At 72.6% G+C, this 18,209-nt stretch carries 16 protein-coding genes; 7 read left to right on the forward strand and 9 right to left on the reverse strand.

From position 1 onward, the window contains the following. Positions 1–18: 18 nt before the first annotated feature. A complete protein-coding gene (locus tag Aiant_RS06435) occupies positions 19–3,378 on the forward strand; it encodes a proline dehydrogenase family protein (RefSeq protein WP_189335133.1) in 3,360 nt (1,119 codons plus the stop codon). Positions 3,379–3,944: 566 nt separating this feature from the next. On the opposite strand, the gene Aiant_RS06440 is transcribed toward Aiant_RS06435, so the two are convergent. After that, a complete protein-coding gene (locus Aiant_RS06440) occupies positions 3,945–4,568 on the reverse strand; it encodes a maleylpyruvate isomerase N-terminal domain-containing protein (RefSeq protein ID WP_189335132.1) in 624 nt (207 codons plus the stop codon). Between the two features lies 1 nt (position 4,569). After that, a complete protein-coding gene (locus Aiant_RS06445; RefSeq protein ID WP_189335131.1) occupies positions 4,570–5,025 on the reverse strand; it encodes a WapI family immunity protein in 456 nt (151 codons plus the stop codon). A 46-nt stretch (positions 5,026–5,071) separates the two neighbouring features. On the opposite strand from Aiant_RS06445, the gene Aiant_RS06450 reads away from it, so the two are divergent. Together Aiant_RS06450 and Aiant_RS06455 are read left to right on the forward strand one after the other, a co-directional pair. Beyond that, entirely contained in the window at positions 5,072–5,662 is a 591-nt protein-coding gene (locus tag Aiant_RS06450; protein WP_189335130.1) for an HAD family hydrolase, read from the forward strand. 21 nt (positions 5,663–5,683) lie between these two features. Further along, positions 5,684–6,304, forward strand: a complete 621-nt coding sequence (locus Aiant_RS06455) for an RraA family protein (RefSeq protein ID WP_189335129.1) — start codon at positions 5,684–5,686, stop codon at positions 6,302–6,304. A 165-nt stretch (positions 6,305–6,469) separates the two neighbouring features. Here Aiant_RS06455 and Aiant_RS06460 read toward each other — a convergent pair whose 3' ends face one another. The 3 genes from Aiant_RS06460 to Aiant_RS06470 form a co-directional block, all read right to left on the reverse strand. Next, a complete protein-coding gene (locus Aiant_RS06460; protein ID WP_189335128.1) occupies positions 6,470–6,877 on the reverse strand; it encodes a hypothetical protein in 408 nt (135 codons plus the stop codon). A gap of 6 nt (positions 6,878–6,883) precedes the next feature. Next, entirely contained in the window at positions 6,884–7,864 is a 981-nt protein-coding gene (locus tag Aiant_RS06465; protein ID WP_189335127.1) for a DUF2804 domain-containing protein, read from the reverse strand. Between the two features lie 66 nt (positions 7,865–7,930). Further along, positions 7,931–9,394: an aldehyde dehydrogenase family protein gene (locus Aiant_RS06470; protein WP_189335126.1), complete on the reverse strand. Its 1,464-nt coding sequence runs from the start codon at positions 9,392–9,394 to the stop codon at positions 7,931–7,933. Between the two features lie 66 nt (positions 9,395–9,460). On the opposite strand from Aiant_RS06470, the gene Aiant_RS06475 reads away from it, so the two are divergent. Together Aiant_RS06475 and Aiant_RS06480 are read left to right on the forward strand one after the other, a co-directional pair. Further along, positions 9,461–10,246, forward strand: a complete 786-nt coding sequence (locus tag Aiant_RS06475) for an IclR family transcriptional regulator (protein ID WP_189335125.1) — start codon at positions 9,461–9,463, stop codon at positions 10,244–10,246. Between the two features lie 104 nt (positions 10,247–10,350). Continuing rightward, positions 10,351–11,811, forward strand: coding sequence for an aldehyde dehydrogenase family protein (locus Aiant_RS06480; RefSeq protein WP_189335124.1), 1,461 nt, complete (start codon positions 10,351–10,353; stop codon positions 11,809–11,811). Positions 11,812–13,615: 1,804 nt separating this feature from the next. Here Aiant_RS06480 and Aiant_RS06485 read toward each other — a convergent pair. Further along, the gene (locus Aiant_RS06485) at positions 13,616–14,017 is read right to left on the reverse strand and encodes a flavoprotein (RefSeq protein ID WP_189335123.1); all 402 of its coding nucleotides are present in this window, start codon (positions 14,015–14,017) and stop codon (positions 13,616–13,618) included. 429 nt (positions 14,018–14,446) lie between these two features. Between Aiant_RS06485 and Aiant_RS06490 the strand changes: the two genes are divergently transcribed. Next, positions 14,447–14,719, forward strand: a complete 273-nt coding sequence (locus Aiant_RS06490; RefSeq protein WP_189335122.1) for a YggT family protein — start codon at positions 14,447–14,449, stop codon at positions 14,717–14,719. A 461-nt stretch (positions 14,720–15,180) separates the two neighbouring features. Then, positions 15,181–15,555: a nuclear transport factor 2 family protein gene (locus tag Aiant_RS06495; protein ID WP_189335121.1), complete on the forward strand. Its 375-nt coding sequence runs from the start codon at positions 15,181–15,183 to the stop codon at positions 15,553–15,555. 29 nt (positions 15,556–15,584) lie between these two features. Here the strand turns inward: Aiant_RS06495 and Aiant_RS06500 are convergent, their stop codons facing one another. The 3 genes from Aiant_RS06500 to Aiant_RS06510 form a co-directional block, all read right to left on the reverse strand. Then, the gene (locus Aiant_RS06500; RefSeq protein WP_189335120.1) at positions 15,585–16,235 is read right to left on the reverse strand and encodes a hypothetical protein; all 651 of its coding nucleotides are present in this window, start codon (positions 16,233–16,235) and stop codon (positions 15,585–15,587) included. A 91-nt stretch (positions 16,236–16,326) separates the two neighbouring features. Beyond that, on the reverse strand, positions 16,327–16,653 hold the full coding sequence (locus Aiant_RS06505) for a PadR family transcriptional regulator (RefSeq protein ID WP_189335119.1): 327 nt from the start codon (positions 16,651–16,653) through the stop codon (positions 16,327–16,329). Between the two features lie 564 nt (positions 16,654–17,217). Beyond that, positions 17,218–18,192 carry an acetylxylan esterase gene (locus Aiant_RS06510; protein ID WP_189335118.1) on the reverse strand — a complete coding sequence of 325 codons (975 nt, stop codon included), beginning with the start codon at positions 18,190–18,192 and terminating at the stop codon, positions 17,218–17,220. Between the last annotated feature and the right edge of the window lie 17 nt (positions 18,193–18,209).

Raw genomic sequence — 18,209 nt, forward strand, 5'->3', positions numbered from 1 at the left:
TGCGAAAGGAGCATCCCGATGTCTGAGATTGCCGAAGAGACGATCGCCCTCGTGCGTCGCTGGCTGACCGAGGCCGCGACCGTCCCGGTCGGCGGCTCGGCGGCGCAGCTGGCCGGCCTGCTGCGCGACCCCAAGGGGCTCGGGTTCGCGGTCGGCTTCGTGGACGGCGTGATCCGCCCCGAGGACCGCAAGGTCAGCGCCCGCACCCTGCGCGAGCTCTCCGCTGACGTCCCGGCGTTCCTGCCGGCGCACCTGCGCGCCGCGGTGAAGCTGGGTGGCGCGCTCGCCCCGATCATGCCGGGTGTGGTGGTGCCGATCGCCCGCCGTGCCCTGCGCCAGATGGTCGGGCACCTGATCGTCGACGCCGGCGACGCCCGTCTGGGCCGCGCCATCAAGCGGATCAAGCAGCGCGGCGTCCGGCTCAACGTCAACCTGCTCGGCGAGGCGGTCCTCGGCCGCAACGAGGCGTCCCGGCGGCTGAAGGACACCGAGCGGCTGCTCGCCCGGACCGACGTGGACTACGTGTCGATCAAGGTGTCCTCCACCGTGGCCCCGCACAACCCGTGGGCGTTCGACGAGGCCGTCGACGACATCGTGGCCGAGCTGCTCCCGCTGTTCACCCTGGCCGCGCGGACCGGCAAGTTCGTCAACCTCGACATGGAGGAGTACAAGGACCTCGATCTCACGATCGCGGTCTTCACCCGGCTGCTGGACCGCCCCGACCTGCTCGCTCTGGAGGCCGGCATCGTGCTCCAGGCATACCTGCCGGACGCGCTGAGCGCGATGATGCGGCTCCAGGTCTGGTCCGCGGCACGGCGCGAGCGCGGCGGCGCCGGGATCAAGGTGCGCCTGGTCAAGGGCGCGAACCTGCCGATGGAGCGGGTCGAGGCCGCGGTGCACGGCTGGCCGGTCGCCACCTGCGACAGCAAGCAGGCCACCGACACCAACTACAAGCGGGTGCTGGACTACGCGCTGCACCCGGACCGGATCGGCAACGTGCGGCTGGGGGTCGCCGGGCACAACCTGTTCGACGTGGCCTACGCCTGGACACTGGCCGGGCGGCGCGGGGTGCGGGACGGGATCGAGTTCGAGATGCTGCTCGGGATGGCCGAGGGGCAGGCCGAGGCGGTCCGGCGTGAGGTGGGTGGGCTGCTGCTCTACACGCCGGTGGTGCGGCCGGAGCAGTTCGACGTGGCCATCGCCTATCTGATCCGGCGCCTGGAGGAGGGCGCGAGCTCGGACAACTTCATGTCGGCGGTGTTCGAGCTGCACACGTCCGCGGCACTGTTCGAGCGGGAGAAGGAGCGGTTCCTCGCTTCCCTGCGCGACCTGGACGACGTGGTCCCACCGCCTCATCGGGTCGAGGATCGGCACGCCGCCGTCCCCGCCGCTTCATCCGGACATTTCGTGAATTCTCCGGACACTGACCCGGCGGTGGCCGCGAACCGAGCCCGGATGCGCGAAATCCTCTCCCGCGTGCCGTCCTCCCAGCTCGGCCTGGACATTCCTCATATTTCCGAAAAATCGTCTCTTGACGAGCTGCTGGGCAAGGCGGCCGCGGCAAGCTGGGGGGCGGTGGACCGCCGCGCGGCACTGCACCGGATCGGCAACGCCCTGGAGAGCAACCGGGACATTCTGCTCGAAGTGATGGCCGCCGAGGCCGGCAAGACCATCGACCAGGCCGACCCCGAGGTCTCCGAGGCGATCGACTTCGCCCACTACTATGCCGAGCTCGCCGCCGAGGAGATCGACGGCGCCACCCCGGTCCCGGCCCGGGTCACCCTGGTCACCCCGCCGTGGAACTTCCCGGTCGCCATCCCGGCCGGCTCGATGCTGGCCGCCCTGGCCGCCGGCTCCGCCGTGGTGATCAAGCCGGCCGGCCCGGCCGAGCGCTGCGGCACCGTGCTCGCCGGGATCGTCCGGGACGCGCTCGCCGCGGCCGGCGCCGACCCCGACCTGGTCACCCTGCTCCAGGTCGACGAGGCCACGCTGGGCCGGGAGCTGATCGCGCACTCGCTGGTCGACCGGGTGATCCTGACCGGCGCCTACGAGACCGCGGAACTGTTCCGCTCGTTCCGGCCGGACCTGCCGCTGCTCGCCGAGACCAGCGGCAAGAACGCGATCATCGTGACCCCGAGCGCCGACCTGGACCTCGCGGTCAAGGACGTGGTGGCGTCCGCGTTCGGGCACGCCGGGCAGAAGTGCTCGGCCGCGTCGCTGGTCGTGCTGGTCGGGTCGGTGGCCCGCTCGCAGCGCTTCCGCACCCAGCTGCTCGACGCCGTGTCGTCGCTCTCGGTCGGCTGGCCGTGGGAGGTGACGACGCAGGTCGGCCCGCTGGTCGAACCGGCCGCGGGGAAGCTGCTCGACGGGCTGACCACGCTCGGCGCCGGGGAGAGCTGGCTGCTGGAGCCGCGGAAGCTGGACGAGGCCGGGAGACTGTGGAGCCCGGGTGTGCGGGACGGGGTGCGGCGCGGGTCGGCGTACCACCGCACCGAATACTTCGGCCCGATCCTCGGGATCATGACGGCGGACACCCTGGACGAGGCGATCGACCTGGTCAACGAGGTGGAGTTCGGGCTGACGTCCGGGCTGCACTCGCTGGACGCCGGCGAGGTCCGCACCTGGCTGGACCGGGTGCAGGCGGGCAACCTCTACGTGAACCGGGGCATCACCGGCGCGATCGTCCGCCGCCAGCCGTTCGGCGGCTGGAAGCGGTCCGCGGTCGGCCCCGGCACCAAGGCCGGCGGTCCGAATTACCTCATCGGGCTGAGCGGTTGGGCGCCGGGCACGTCGTCGGCCCGGACCGACATCCAGGATCCTTCGGTACGCGCACTGCTCGCCGACGCCGCCGCCCACGTCACCGGGGAGCAGCTCGCGTCGATCGAGCGCGCCGCCCGCAGTGACGCGGCCGCCTGGGCCGGGTCGTTCGGCCGCGCCGAGGACGTCTCGGCGCTGGGCGTGGAGCGCAACGTCCTGCGCTATCTCCCCACTCCGGTGACGATCCGCCTCGCCCCCGGCGCTCCGCTCGCCGACCTGGTCCGGGTCCTCGCCGCGGGCCTGCTCGCCGGCGCCCCGATCCGGGTCTCCTCGGCCGTCGAACTGCCCGCCGCTCTGGCCGCGCGCTGCCCGTCGCTGACCGTGGAGTCCGACTCGGCCTTCGCGGCCGGGCTGACCGGCACGACCCGGGTCCGCCTGATCGGCGGCTCCGCATCGGACCTGGCCACGGTCACCGGCGGCCGCCCCGACCTGGCGATCTGGTCCGGTCCGGTGGTCGAGGCCGGCCGGGTGGAGCTGCTGCCGTTCCTGCGCGAGCAGGCGGTCAGCATCACCGCCCACCGCTTCGGCAACCCGCTCCCGATGGCCGCCGAGGTTCTCTGACAAGCATCACGGCGCTCAGCGCGTGCCCGGATCCCGGGCGCGCGCTGATCTGCTTCTTTCCGGGGGAGGTCGCCGCGCCGCTTCCTTCCGGGAGGCTGTCACGCCGACCAGGAATTGCCCGGTCGCGGCTCCGGCCGTCGGTTGCGGTTTGCACGCCAGGCCACGTTGCCGCTGGTCAGGGCTCCGGTCGCCGGCCGGCCGATGACCCCGCTCGGATCCGGTCCTTGCCGCATTCCCTGGCCCGACTTTTCCGGTACGCCCGCAGCCCGGGTCTCCCCGTGCTGTCCGGCTGGCCCTGGCGGCCCTATCGCGACTTGCCACAGGGCCATAGGCGCCAGCCCGACACACACAGCTGGCCCCGGCGGCCCTATCCGCACCCGCCACAGGGCCACACGCGCCAGCCCGACACACACAGCTGGCCCCGGCGGCCCTATCCGCACCCGCCACAGGGCCACAGGCACCAGCCCGACACACACAGCTGGCCCTGGCCGCCCTATCCGGACCCGCCACAGGGCCACAGGCGCCAGCTCGGGGCTTGACTTGCGGGCGGGGACTGGCGAGGGCGGTTAGATGATCGAATAGCCGGCCGGGAGGGGGTCGCGGCCGGTGAGGGCGCGGAGCAGGCGGATGCTGTCGCCGACCCCGATCGCGGTGCGGGTGGCGAGGGTGACGGCGTCGGCGATCGTCTCGATCGGCAGCTCGTAGGGGACGCCGGCGGCCGCGGCGGCGTCCAGGCCGTGCACGACCAGCTCGAAGGTGCGGGTCGGGATCCAGTCGCGGACCCGCATGCCGCCGACCGGGGTGATGATCAGGTCGTCGTCGTTGACCCGGGACAGCGCCTCGGTGGCGCCGCCGATCAGGGTGCTGACCTCGGCGGACAGGTCCTCGCCGAAACTCTTGGCGGTGGTGCGGGCGTCGTCGGAGGAGGCGGCCGACGCGGCGGCGAGCAACTCCGGCGGGGCGGAGCGGGCGAAGGCGAAATAGCCCTCGGCGGTCTCCACGTCGACGTGCGGCGCCCGGGTCGCGAGGACCTCCGGGACCTGACGCAGCGCTGAGCTCACGGTGTGGCCGAGCAACTCGCGGAGCGTCCACTCGCCGAGGGCCGGCTCGTCCAGGCGCTCCGTCGGGAGGCCGGCGACCAGTCCGGCGTAGGCGATCGCGGCGGATCGGTAGGTGCGGCGAAAGTCCATCTCACCAATTTGCCAGATCCGCGCGGGGCGGAAAGGCCGCGATCTCCGCGGCCCAGGCCGCCGCGGCCCGCTGGAGGGCCTCCTCGGTGACCTCCAGGCGGATCCGGTGCACCCGGCCCAGGCCGGTGCCGGGCAGCCAGGGCGGCAGGTTCTCGTGCGAGAACGACACCTCCAGGGTGTGCTGGCCGGGCCCGGCGGGCAGCTGCCGGAACGCCACGTTCGGCTCGATGAACTCCAGCTCGTCGGTGTCGAAGCGACCGTGCAGCCAGTCGGCCAGCTCGATCGTCTCGGCGACGGTCAGGCAGGGGCTCTCCGCCTGCCAGGTGTGCCCGTTGCGGTCGGCGGCCGCGACCGAGACCACCAGCCAGTCCTCGGTCGGGTCGCCGGGTTCCGCGTCGAACTCGTACCGCAGCGGGCGCATCCGCAGCCAGCCGCCGTTCTCCGAAGCGATCTCCACGACACCATTCTCCCGATCCGGCCGGGCCGCCGGGTAGCCTTCGGCCGTGCTTCTACCGCTCCCTCCCGGTGACTTCGACGCGTACCTGTTCGACTGCGACGGCACCATCACCGACTCGATGCCGGTGCACTACCAGGCCTGGCAGGACGCCCTGGCCGAGTGGGAGTGCGACTTCCCGCAGGAGCTGTTCTACGCGTGGGGCGGCCGGCCGGTGGTGGACATCGTGGCCGACCTGAACGCGCGGTACGGGCTGGCGATGCCGGTGACGGCGGTGGCCGCGCGGCAGGAGGAGCTGTTCCGGGCCGGGCTGGGCACGATGCGGGCGGTGCCGGGGGTGCTGGCGCACATCCGGGCGGCGCATCGGCGGGTGCCGTTCGGGGTGGTCTCCGGCAGCACCCGGGAGGCGGTGGTCGCCTCGCTGACGGCGCTCGGCCTGCTCGACCACTTCCCGGTGCTGGTCTGCGCCGAGGACTACGAGAAGCCGAAGCCGTTCCCGGAGCCGTATCTGACCGGCGCCCGGCTGCTCGGTGTCGACCCGGCGAAATGTCTGGCCTTCGAGGACACCGAGTTGGGGGTGCGGGCCGCTGAGGCGGCCGGGATGACTTGCGTACGGGTGCCGCCGCCCTGGGAACGCTGACCTCTCGTTAAGGTCATCGCCATGACGATCGGTGACTTCCAGCAGATTCCGCCGACCACGCTCGCTGACGTGCTCGGCCGTGACCGGGTGATGGACATCGGGATCCGGCCGCTCTGGACGCCGGTGCCCCGGGTGGCCGGCCCGGCGTTCACCGTCCGCTGCGTCCCCGGTGACAACCTGATGCTGCACGCCGCGATCTATCGGGCCGAGCCCGGTTCGGTGATCGTCGTCGAGTCCGGCGATCTGGACTATGCGCTGGCCGGCGGCAACGTGTGCGCGGTCGCGCACCGGCGGGGCGTGGCCGCGTTCGTGCTGGACGGGCTGATCCGGGACCTCGGTGAGGTGCGCGAGGACGGCTTCCCGGTGTTCGCCCGCGGCGTCATCCCGATCCCCGGCACCAAGTCTCGCCTCGGCACCCACGGCGAGCCGGTGGTGTGCGGCGGCGTCACGGTCCGCCCCGGCGACATCGTGGTGGCCGACGAGGAGGGCGTGGTCGTCGTCCCGGGCGACCGGCAGGCTCCGGTGCTGGAGGCGGCCCGGGCCAAGCTGGCGAAGGAGTCGGCCGAGACGCTCGACGACTGGACGGCGTCCCACCGCGCCCGCATCGAGAAGACCCTGGCGGAGCAGGGCTTCCCCGCCTGACGGCCGTCGCTCTTCGAGCGACCGATCGACGGGCTCCGGCGCACCTCGGGCGGATTCGCGACGCGTGGTGCGCCGGAGCGTCGTGCGGTCACGTGCCGGACCACACCGGCATGAGGTCATCACCGGCGGCATAGAACACATACGGCCGAAGTTCAGGGAGCGCGCTCAGGCCGGCGTGTGAGCCCGCCACCACTCCACATCGATCGTCAAGTCGCCGGCTCGCAGGGCAGACTCGAACCGGTCCGGATCGACCGCGGAGGGGACGCCGCGCGCGGCGATGGCGACGACCTCGTCCGGCAGGCGAACGCCGTGCTCCTCGACGTAGTGCGGCAGGCCTTCCGGCCAGACGAAATACACTCCGTCGGTCTGCTCGGCACTGCCGTTCGCGGCGCCGCACAGCCGGCACACGGATACGCCCGCCGACGCCACGAACCGCGTGCCTGACCGCAGGTACGCGACCACATTCCGCTGCACCGTGCTGTCAACGGCGGTCACGAAGCCGCAGACGTCGGGCCACCCACCCGGCGCCTGCCGTCCGTCCCAGTACCCGATCAGCCTGAGAACCTGTGCCATCGTCGGTCACCAGCGGTTGCGGGACTCCTCGGCCCAGCCGGTGAGGCCGTCCAGGTCGAGTTTGTGGCCGTCGGCGGTTCGGGCCCAGCCGGAGAAGCGGCCGAAGCACTGGTGGGTCTCGGAGGCGACGACGGCCAGGTTGGTCCGGGCGACGCGCTCGTGGAAGGGCTCGAAGGTGACGTCGACGCCGCTGCCGGTGATGCGCCACGGCTTGAGCCAGTCGGTGCGGTCGTACTCCCAGCGCAGGTCCGCGCCGATCTTGTGGAGGCGGCCGTCCTCGATGACCGCGTTCTCGGTGTTGCCGGTGCCGTCCGTCCACTTGCCGCCCAGGGTGACGGCCCGGTCCGGGCCGGCGGCCGCGGCCCAGTTCCAGGTGGCCGAGTACGGCCACTTGCCCCGCCCGTGGTCGAGCGTCGCATACGACCCCTGCGCCGGGACGACGTGCTCGACGCCGTCGACCACCAGGCGGCCGTGGACCGGGCGGCCGACGTCCTTCACCGTGTACTGGAAGCGCTTGCGGCTCCAGGCGACCACCACGCCCAGCGAGTCGCGGCCCTCGACGGCCGGCATGGTGAGGTCGGCCTCGACGTGGCGAGTCCGGGCGCGGAGCGTCGTACCGTCAAGGGTTTGATCGATCTCGATGCTCAGGCCGCCGCCGGAAGCGACCACCCGCCCGGTCCCGCTGCGGTCCGGAAGGACCGCGCCGCGGGCGAGCGGGACCGTCGCGTCCACCGCGATCTCCTTGCCGCTGACCCGGTCGAGCAGGTAGAGGCTGTGCACGCCGGCGTAGTCCAGGTTCGACACGACCACGCCGAGGATGTGTGCGGGGGTGACCACGCCCCAGTACTCCCAGCGTTTGGTGCGGCCCCAGCCACGCAGGTTCGCCCGGTGCAGCGGCTTGCGGCTCCAGCCGACGGCGGCCGGGTTGAGACGGCCGTCCGGCAGGCACAGGTCGACCGGCTCGGTGATCTGGATCTCGTGGGTCACGCGCGCAGGTTACCGCCGGGTCAACCAGGCCTCGCGCTTGAGGTGGTCATCCGACAAGAACCGGGATCAAAACGGATAGGAGCGGGGGTCGGCGCGGGTCGTCACCCACTGCGTCTCGGTGAACTCCTCGGCCGCGAAGCCCATCCCGAATCGACCGGCGCCGCTGTCCTTGACCCCGCCGAACGGCATCTGCGGCTCGTCGTGCACCGGCTGGTCGTTGACGTGCACGATGCCGGCCTGCAGGCGCCGGGCCAGGTCCAGGCCCCGGTACGGATCGGAGGTGAGCACGCCGGCGGTGAGGCCGAAGCCGGACGAGTTGGCCCGGTCGACCGCGTCCCGCACGCCGTCGGTCTCCTCGATCAGGACCACCGGGCCGAACGTCTCGTCGAAGGCCAGCTCGGCGGCGGGCGGGACGCCGCGCAGCACGGTCGGCGGGAAGCACCGGCCGGCCGGCACACCACCGGTCAGCAGCTCCGCGCCGAGGTCGACGGCCTCCCGGACCCGGCGGGTGAGCAGCGACAGCGCCCACTCGTTGATCACCGGACCGATCACCGTGGCCGGGTCGGACGGGTCGCCGACCGGCAGCGCCGCGGCCCGCTGGACGAACCGGGCGGTGAACGCCGCGGCGAGGGACCGGTCGACCAGGATCCGGCGGGCGCACATGCAGGTCTGCCCGGAGTGCACGAACGCGCCGTAGACCGCGGCCGACACCGCGTGGTCCAGGTCGGCGTCGGCGAGGACCAGCAGCGGGTTGTGGCCGCCGAGCTGGAGGACCGCGCGTTTGAGGTGGCGGCCGGCCAGCTCGGCGAGGCGGCGGCCGGTCACGGTGGAGCCGGTGAAGCTGATCCGGCGTACCCGGTGGTCGGCGATCAGCGCGGACGCGACCGCCCCGGCCTCCCCCGGCGCGTGCGTGATCACGTTGAGCACGCCGGGTGGCAGCCCGGCGCCGGCGAGCAGCTCGGCCCAGAGCGCTCCGCCGGTGCGCGGGGCCTCCTCGGACGGCTTGAGCACCACCGTGTTGCCGACCGCGAGCGGCGCCACCACGGCCCGGCCGGCCAGGACCAGCGACGCGTTCCAGGGGGCGATCGCGGCGACCACCCCGACCGGGCGGCGCACCGCGAGGGCTCGCGTGCCGTCCAGGTCGGACGGCAGGATCTGCCCGGTGGCGGCGTAGGCCAGCCCGGCCGCCTGGCGCAGCAGGTTCACACAGAAGTCGAGCTGCACCTCGGCGAAATGGGCCCCGCAGCCGGTCTCGGCGGCGAGCATCCGGCGGATCTCCGCGTGCCGCTGCCGGAGCGCCTCGGCGGCCCGCAGGAAGATCTCCTGCCGCCGGCCGGGTGGCGTGCCGGCCCAGGCCGGCGCCGCGGCGGCGGCCGCGTCGACGGCGAGCCGGGCGTCGTCGGCGTCACCGGCCGCGACCCGGGCGAAGACCGCGCCGGACCACGGATCCAGCTTGTCGTACGTCCGGCCGGTCCCGGCGTCCGCCCACGATCCGCCGATGTGGTGGCGGATGTCAGTCGTCGGGTCCATCGCGGTGCCGATGGTAGTCGACCGATCGCGCGTTCCGGTGGCTCGAACGCCGTCCTACAGTGACTCATGGCCGCCGAGGCGTTCTCCCAGTCGCTGGAGCGTGGGCTGATGATCCTGTCCACGTTCTCCGAGCACCGCCCGGTGCTCGGCATCGCCGATCTGTCCCGGGCCGTGGCGCTGAACAAGAGCACCACCTACCGGTACGTCGCCACCCTCGCCCGCCTCGGCTACCTCCAGCAGGACCCGGAGACGAAGAAGTACTCGCTCGGCCCGAAGGTCGTCGACCTGGGTTTCGCCGCGATCAACGCACTGGAGATCACCCGGGTGGCCGGGCCGTACCTCCAGGCGCTCTCCGACGAGACCGGATACACCGTGAGCATGGCGGTGCTGGACGGCGCCGACATCGTCTACGTGGACCGGCGGCGCAGCGGGCGGGCGGCCGGCTTCGCGATGGCGCTGAACCTGCACGTCGGGTCGCGGCTGCCGGCGTACTGCACGTCGATGGGCAAGGTGCTGCTCGCACATCAGGAGCCGGCGGTGCTGCGCGGGCTGCTGGACCGGACCGACTTCGCCCGCCGCGGACCGAGAACGATCACCAACCGGGAGCAGCTGACCGCGGCCCTCGCGAAGATCCGGCAGTGCGGGGTGGCGGTCAACGACGAGGAGCTGGCGGCCGGGCTGCGCTCGGTGGCCGCGCCGGTGCGGGACCGGACCGGCGCGGTGGTGGCCGCGGTCAACATCGCGGTGCACCTGACGGTCTGGTCGACCACGGCGGATCAGGTGGTCGCCCGGCTGGAACGACCGCTGCGGCACACGGTCGGGGAGATCTCCACCCGCCTGGGACATCGCTGAGTCGTGCCGTTTGCTCAAAACAGCGTTCGAATCACTGGAACACTCCGTTGATACGCCCGCAGCGTGGGCCTACGGTCGGCCCAACCCCGAAGGAGGCGATCGGCGTGTTCCTCGACGAGAAGATCTGGACCGGCAACATCTTCCTCGGCGGCGGCTGGAAACCCGGGCGGGCCGCGCCCTACGACGTGGTCGAGCCCGCCACCGGCGACGTCCTGGCCAGCAGCGGGCAGGCGAACGCCGAGGACGTGGCCGAGGCCGCCGCGGTGGCCGCCGAGGCGCAGCGGTCCTGGGCCGCCACCCCGCATCCGCGCCGGGCCGCCGTGCTGCGCCGGGCGGCCGCGCTCTGGTCCGAGCACGCCGAGGAGATCTCCTGGTGGAACGTGCGGGAGGTGGGCGCCATCCCGCCGATGGCCGGGTTCGCGCTGCACGTGGCCGAGCAGGAGTGCTTCGAGGCCGCCGCGCTGCCCAGCCGTCCCTACGGTGAGCTGCTCCCCAGCGAGGAACCCCGGCTGTCGATGGCCCGCCGGGTGCCGGCCGGGGTGGTCGCGGTGATCGCCCCGTTCAACGTGCCGATCATCCTGGCCATCCGGTCGGTCGCCCCGGCCCTGGCGCTGGGCAACGCGGTCATCCTGAAGCCGGATCCGCGGACCGCGGTCACCGGCGGCGTCACCCTGGCCCGGGTCTTCGAGGAGGCCGGCCTGCCGGAGGGCCTGTTCCAGGTGCTGCCGGGCGGCCCGGACGTCGGCGAGGCCCTGGTCACCCACCCGCTGGTGCGGGTCATCTCGTTCACCGGTTCGACCCGGGCCGGCCGCCGGGTCGGCGCGCTCGCCGGCGAGCACCTCAAGCGTGCCCACCTGGAGCTCGGCGGGAACTCGGCGATGATCGTCCTGGACGACGCGGACGTCGACCAGGCGGTGGCCGCGGCGGCCTTCGGGTCGTGGTTCCACCAGGGCCAGATCTGCATGACCACCGGGCGGCACCTGGTGCACGAGCGGCTCTACGACGACTTCGTGGAGCGGCTCGCGGCGAAGGCGGCCGCGCTCCCGGTCGGTGACCCGGCCCGCCAGCAGGTGGCGCTCGGCCCGATCATCGACGCCGGTCAGCGCGACAAGATCCACAGCCTGGTCACCGGGTCGGCCGCGGCCGGCGCGCGGGTCGCGGCGGGCGGCTCGTACCAGGACCTGTTCTACTCGGCGACGGTGCTGGCGGACGTCGCGGACGACACACCGGCGTTCACCGAGGAGATCTTCGGGCCGGTCGCGCCGGTGCTCCGGTTCAGCGACGCGGATCAGGCGATCCGGCTGGCCACCGCCTCCGAGTACGGCCTGTCGCTGGGCATCATCACCCGCGACGTGATGAAGGGCCTGGCCCTCGCCGACCGGATCCCGACCGGGATCGTGCACATCAACGACCAGACCGTCAGCGACGAGGCGAACAGTCCGTTCGGCGGGGTGGCCGCGTCCGGGACCGGATCCCGTTTCGGCGGGGCGGCGGCGAACATCGACGCCTTCACCGAGACTCGCTGGGTGACGGTCCGCGATCAGCCGCCGTCCTATCCGTTCTGAACTAATCCTGCCCGGCCGTCCTGAGAAGGTGGTTTCGGGCTCGTTACCATCCGTCGAGAAGCCTTGCTATCCATGCATCCTCATCAATAATGAGCGCCATGACAGGAGCCGAAACAGGGGGCCGCGGCACGAATTCCCACCCCGCGGCCCAGCCCCGCCCACCCGACGGGCGGGTGGCGCCATGACCACGGTGGCCCACCCATCCAGCGACCGACTTCGATCCGATCAGACCCGGCCGCCGGGCCGGAAAACCATGCGGTGGCCGAGCGCCGCCGTCCCGCCACGCTCCACCAATTTCCGGTACGCCCTGAGCCGCTCGCCGGGTAACCACGCCCCGAGCCCGCTCGACCCCCGGGCCGCGCACCCCAGCCTCGCGGCCCCATCGCAGCAGCCCGGCTCTACGGCCCCCGCCGAGCCCGCCCTCCGCACCGCTGCTCCCGGGACTGCTCCTGACGGCTGCGGAGTCGATCCTCGCGGAGCCGCTCCTTCCGGTCGCGAGACTGCTTTCGCTGGTCGCGAGACTGCTTTTGGCGGGGGCTGCGCCACTCCTCGTGGACGTGCGCACTCCGGCGTCAGAGCCGCCACACGCGGCCGGGAAATCACGTCGCCCGGTACCACTGCTACCGGCCGGCGAATCGCTCCTCCCGGAACCACTGCTACCGGCCGGCGAATCGCTCCTCCCGGAACCGCTGCTTCCAGCCGGCGAAACGCTCCTCCCGGAACCACTGCATCCAGCCGGCCAATCGCTCCTCCCGGAACCACTGCATCCAGCCGGCGAAACGCCCCTGCCGGAACTCTTGCTTCCGGTCGGGGAGCTACTCCACCCGGCACCGCTACCTGCGGCCGGGCGACCACTCCTTCGGGCCCCGAATCCGCTGCGCCCAGGCTCGGAGTCGCGCCTTCGCGCCAACCCGGCCCGGGAATCGCCGACGGGACAGTTTCCGGTCGATCTCGTGGGGAAGCCGCCGGCGACGCGGTACCCGGCGGGTCCGGCCCCAGCTCCGCGGCTACCGCCCACAAGGCCCCGGCCGCCGCGGCGTTCCTCGCGTCGGTTGCCGCTGGTCGCACGCACCGCCGGGAGGACGGCACCGGCCGCCCGCCGCGTTCGGCCTACTTCCCCGCCGCGGCTCCCGGCCGCCCGGCGCGCCCACCACCAAGCTCCCCCGCCCCGAAACTCAGCGACTGGGTGAGGGGTGTCTTGGGCACCACGCCGAGACACCCCTCGGCGCGAGCCGGGACCGCGATGCACGCCACGGACCCGACCGCCACGGCCCCCAACCGCCACGGACCCCGACCAGCACGGGCTGCGACCAGCACGGACCCCGACCAGCACGGGCTGCGACCGGCACCGACCCCGACCGGCACGGACCCCGACCCCACGGGCTGCGACCGGCACGGACCCCGACCGGCACGGGCTGCGACCGGCACGGGCTGCGACCGGCACGGGCTGCGACCGGCACCGACCCCGCGCGGCCCGCCACGACCCGCAACCCGCGCCGCGGGCCACAACCAGCACAGACCCCGCACAGCCCACGACCGCAACCCGCCCGGCGGACCGCGACCAGCACAGATCCCGCGCGGCCCGCCACGACCGCAACCCGCGCCGCACACCCTGACCAGTACAAACAACGCGCAGCCCGCCGCGACCGCAACCCGCGTGCCGGCCTGGGCCGGGGCGGGCCTTGCGGTGCGCCGGGACACACCCGTGCGTCGCCTCGTCGGTCTCGAGCGGGACTGCCTCGCGGGTTGGCTCGGGACGGGGCTGGTGCGGTTGGGGTAGGGCGAGGTCGTACAAAATACGGTTTTAAGGAAGTAAACCGACAGCCGCCTCCCAGCTGAAGGCACGGCTGTCGGTCAGGCGGACGCCGGCGGACCGAAGCACAGCGAGGTTGCCGGCGAAGGCGGGGTGCGCGGCCAGCTCGGGTTTGACGTGTACGGCGGCGACGATCGGGATGTCGCTGCTCAGGTACTCGTTGAGGAGACCGACGGCCAGGTTGTCGTTCACGCCGGTGGCCCACTTGTTGAGGGTGTTGAACGTGGCCGGAGCGACCAGGATGGCGTCCGGGGTGAGCTCGGGCCACGGTTCGTCGGGGAGCGGCATGCGATGCAGCAGCGGCCGGCCGGTCCGCTCGGCGACGTCGCCGAGGAACGGCCAGCTGGCGGCGGTCGGCGTGGCCAGCACGGTGATCTGCCAGCGCCGGCCCACCGCCCTCGGCCCCTCCCCCGGCGGCCGAGCGCCCGCCCGCCCATCCCCCGCCACCCGAGCGCCCGCCTGCCCATCCCCCGCCACCCGAGCGCCCGCCTGCCCATACTCCGCCGGCCGAGCGCCCGCCTGCCCATCCTCCGGCGGTCTCTCGCCCACCGGCCGATCGTCTCGTGGCCGACCGTCCGGCGGCCCGCTCTGGAGTAGGTCGATCAGCTCGCCGATCCGCCGCAGCGGGGTCGCCGCGCACACCACCAACAGCAGTTGATCAGTCACATACCGCAGGTTAGGCCCTGTCTGGCCGATCCTGCGAGGCTGCGGCACGGCCGTCGCTCGATCCACCGAGCGGGACCTAATCCTCAGCGGTTATTCAGCGACTTCACAACCAACCGCGTCACAGTGGGAGCACATCCCCCGACCTGGAGGTAGGTAATGGGTCTACTCGGCATCATCAGCCTGGCCCTGCTCATCGTGCAGTTCCTGCTGATCGCCCGCGCGGTGCTGGACTGGAGCGCGGTGCTGGCCGGTCCGGCGATGCCCGGCTCGTTCCGCTCGCGGCTGTCCGGCGGCGTGTTCGCGGTGACCGAGCCGATCCTGGCCCCGGTGCGGAAGCTGATTCCGCCGCTGCGGGCCGGTGGAGTGTCCATCGATCTGGCGTTCATCATCGTGTTCTTCGCGGTCACGATCCTGCACAGCCTGATCTGACCCGTCCCGCGACTTTGCTCTGATCCCACGCGCAGCCTGATCCGACCTGCCCGCGCCGTCCCCGCCCCTGGGATGGCCTGGGCGGTCCCAGGCGCCCTGGCCGGCCCGGGCCGTCTCCCCCTGACGAGCCCGGGCCGCTCCAGGCCCCACTCCGGCCCGGGCCGTCTCCCCCGTGACGAGCCCGGGCCACTCCAAACCGTGACGGGTACCGGCCGCGTCCGCCCGACGCGTCGGGGCCGCTTCACGCCCCTGACCGGCCCGGGCCGTCCTCCCCCCGTGACGAGCCCGGGCCACCCCACCCCCCTCACCGGCCCGGGCCCCTTTCCCCCCGAGGAGCCCGGGCCACCCCGACTCTCCCGACATGACGGTCGGTCCTCTGACGACAGTGAGCCGCGCATCCCACCGGATGCGCGGCTCGTCCGTGTTTGGAGTCGTTGTTCCCGTGCGCATAGGGTCGATGTGTGACCGATTCGCACAGGGAACTCTTCGAACGGTATGTCTACGCCGGCGCGATCACCCGCAACCCCGACGCGATCGCCGATCTGTTCACCGAGGACGGGATCTTCGAGGCGCCACTGGTCTCACCGGGCGGCCCGTTGCCGAGCCGGCTGGCCGGGCGGGAGGCGATCCGGGCCGGGATCGGCGCCTTCCAACAGGATGCTCCCGGGCCGGTCGACCCGGCACGCAGCGGATATGTGCTGCACGAGACCGCCGACCCGGGCGTCTTCATCGCCGAGATCGACGCGGTGTCCGGCGGTGTCGAGATGTCCCTGGTCCAGATCTTCCGGATCCGCGACGGCCAGATCGCGCATCTCCGCGACTACTTCCGCGCCTGACACAAAGCCCGGCGCCGGCCGGCCCGGCGTCAGAGCAGCGTGGCGATCGAGTCGCCCCGAGCCCCGTCGAGCGGCGTCGACACATCGCAGAAACGCCACTTCTTGTCACTGCCCCGGACCAGCGAGATCCGGACCGTCGTCGACTTCAACTCCGGGAGGTAGGACAGCACCTCCGTCTGCTTACCGGTCTTGCGCGGGGTGATCGCCTCGGCCGGGCGGCTCACCCGGATGTCCAGGCTCGCCCGATCGCCGAACGGGGCCGCCCCCGCCGACGGGGACGGCCAGCGCACCGCGGTCACCGTCGGCGTGCTGGTCGTCACGTAGGCGCCCTGGTCGATCAACGACTGCGTCTCGGCGATCAACTGGTTGGCCGCGCTGCACCCCGGGGCCGCGATGGTGGTGACCTTCGACGGGTCCGGGTTCGCGATCAGCCATTGGCCGTATTTGATCAGGGAGGCGACGACCACGGGCAGGTTCGTGCCGGTGTTCGACAGTCCCGGGGCGGAGGTGTTCGGCACCGCGGGGGTCTGCACGAACGTGCTGGTCGGGGCCGCCTGGATCGGCGGCGCGGAGGTCGCGGTGACGGCGGGGGCCGAGGTCAGCGCGGCGCACCCGGTCAGGGCGCAGGCCGAGGCGACGACAGCGGTCAGCCGCAGGGCACGACGGGGGGTCGGCTGCATCAGGGTTCCTCCGGTACGACGTTTCGCGACCAGTCAGGTCGGTACCGGAGGGCGCCGCTTGAGGAATCGAGACGCAGTCGAACCGGGGCGCTCAGGTGGTCTGCGGCTCGGGGAGGCCGAGGCCCCGGGTCAGCTGCCGGTTGAGCTCGGCGAGCTCGGCGCGGGCCGCGACGGCTCCGTCGCTGGTGAGCCGGTAGTACTTGCGGGCCGGGCGACCGGCGGCGACCGGGTCGAGAGTCTCCCAGCGGGCCTCGATCCAGCCGGCTCTCTCCAGCCGCATCAGGATCGGGTAGAGCGTGCCGCTCGGATAACCGCTGTCACGCATGAGATCGAGCCCATACCGATCCGCGGCCGGGTCCTCGAGAAACGCGGCCAGCACCCTGGCCACGGCGGTCGTGGCCCGGATCGGCTTGATCATGCCGACCAACCTACCGCACCCCGGATAGCGAATCTACATAGGGTTCTTCCAGGGAAGATCAAATTCAACGAGCACATACTTCATTGACGCAGGTCCGCGCGGGTGCGGATCGCATGCTCCCGCGCGGGCCGGAGGCGGCGATCTGGCCGCTGACGCGTCCAAACCAATCGCCACCTCCTTCACTGTCCGCGGCCGGTCCCGGAGATCAACCCCCAGCTGGCCCCCACCGCCCTATCCCGTGCCCGGATAGGGCCACCAACACCAGCCCGACACCCCCCAGCTGGCCCCCAGCGCCCTATCCCGTTCCCGGATAGGGCCACCAACACCAGCCCGACACCCCTCGGCTGGTCCTCAGCGCCCTATCCCGTGCCCGGAAAGGGCCACCAGGACCAGCCCGACACACCCCGGCTGGCCCCCAGCGCCCTAACCCAACCCCGGAAAGGGCCACCAGGACCAGCCCGACACCCCCCGGCTGGCCCCCAGCGCCCTATCCCGTGCCTGGATAGGGCCATCAGGACCAGCCGGGCACTCCTCGGCTGGCCCCCACGATCGATGCCACCGGGCCTAGAAGACGTGTTTCGCGGCGAACTCCAGGGCTTCCACGTCGAAGAACGAGCGGCCGCCGTCGTGGCCGTCCCACTCGTAGACCCTGATGTCCTTGGCGCCGGGGATCTCGTTGTAGGCGGCGAAGACCCCGGACGGCGGGCACACCTGGTCCATCAGGGCGGTGGAGAACAGGGCCGGCGCGGTGACCCGGCGGGCCTGGTGGACCACATCGAAGTGGTCCAGGGTGGCGAAGGTCTGCTCGGCCCGGTCCGCGTTCGGCCGGAGGAACTGGACGATCTCCTGGAACGGGAAGCTGTCGGTGATGGTGACCGCGCGCCGGATGTCGCAGAGGAACGGCACCCCGGCCACCACGGCGGCGACCCGGTCCGGGACCAGGCCGGCGGCCGCGATCGACAGCGCGCCGCCCTGGCTCTTGCCGGTGGTCACCAGCCGTGCCGCGTCCACACCGGGCAGCTCGGCGGCGGTCTCGACGGCCCGGGCCGCGTCGGTGAACAGCCGCCGGTAGTAGTGCGTCTCGGGCGAGCGGACCCCGCGAGTCATGAAGCCGGGCGCGGACGGGCCGGCGCCGTCCGGGTCGACGTCCGGGGTGCCGCCGCCGCGCCAGTTGCCGCCCTGGCCGCGGGTGTCCATCACCAGGTGCGCATAGCCCGCGGAGGCCCAGACCAGCCAGTCGATCGGCAGGCCACGGCCACCGCCGTACCCGATGAACTCGACCGCGATCGGCAGCGGACCGGACGCGCCGGCCGGGACGTTGAGCCACGCCTTGATCGGCTGGCCGGCGAAGCCGGTGAAGGTCACGTCGTAGCTGGTGATGCCGCGCAGCGGGGTGGTGACCTCGGTGAGCTCGACCGGCTTGGCGGCGGCCCGCGCCTCGTCGAGCGTGCGGGACCAGAACTCGTCGAACCCGTCCGGCACCGGCGTGGCGGAGCGGTAGGTGCGCAACTCGGCGAGCGGGAGATCAAAATGGGCCATGCGGCAACGGTAGGCGA

This window comes from Actinoplanes ianthinogenes, assembly GCF_018324205.1.
Taxonomy (GTDB): Bacteria; Actinomycetota; Actinomycetes; order Mycobacteriales; family Micromonosporaceae; genus Actinoplanes; species Actinoplanes ianthinogenes.

What these genes read in the sequence shown, in the direction of transcription:
- Aiant_RS06440 (WP_189335132.1), bottom strand. Translation starts at nt 4,568, where the DNA reads ATGGACTTTCGCCGCACCTACCGATCCGCCGCGATCGCCTACGCCGGA.
- Aiant_RS06475 (WP_189335125.1), top strand. Translation starts at nt 9,461, where the DNA reads ATGGCCGCCGAGGCGTTCTCCCAGTCGCTGGAGCGTGGGCTGATGATC.
- Aiant_RS06455 (WP_189335129.1), top strand. Translation starts at nt 5,684, where the DNA reads ATGACGATCGGTGACTTCCAGCAGATTCCGCCGACCACGCTCGCTGAC.
- Aiant_RS06490 (WP_189335122.1), top strand. Translation starts at nt 14,447, where the DNA reads ATGGGTCTACTCGGCATCATCAGCCTGGCCCTGCTCATCGTGCAGTTC.
- Aiant_RS06435 (WP_189335133.1), top strand. Translation starts at nt 19, where the DNA reads ATGTCTGAGATTGCCGAAGAGACGATCGCCCTCGTGCGTCGCTGGCTG.
- Aiant_RS06460 (WP_189335128.1), bottom strand. Translation starts at nt 6,877, where the DNA reads ATGGCACAGGTTCTCAGGCTGATCGGGTACTGGGACGGACGGCAGGCG.
- Aiant_RS06470 (WP_189335126.1), bottom strand. Translation starts at nt 9,394, where the DNA reads ATGGACCCGACGACTGACATCCGCCACCACATCGGCGGATCGTGGGCG.
- Aiant_RS06500 (WP_189335120.1), bottom strand. Translation starts at nt 16,235, where the DNA reads ATGCAGCCGACCCCCCGTCGTGCCCTGCGGCTGACCGCTGTCGTCGCC.
- Aiant_RS06510 (WP_189335118.1), bottom strand. Translation starts at nt 18,192, where the DNA reads ATGGCCCATTTTGATCTCCCGCTCGCCGAGTTGCGCACCTACCGCTCC.
- Aiant_RS06505 (WP_189335119.1), bottom strand. Translation starts at nt 16,653, where the DNA reads ATGATCAAGCCGATCCGGGCCACGACCGCCGTGGCCAGGGTGCTGGCC.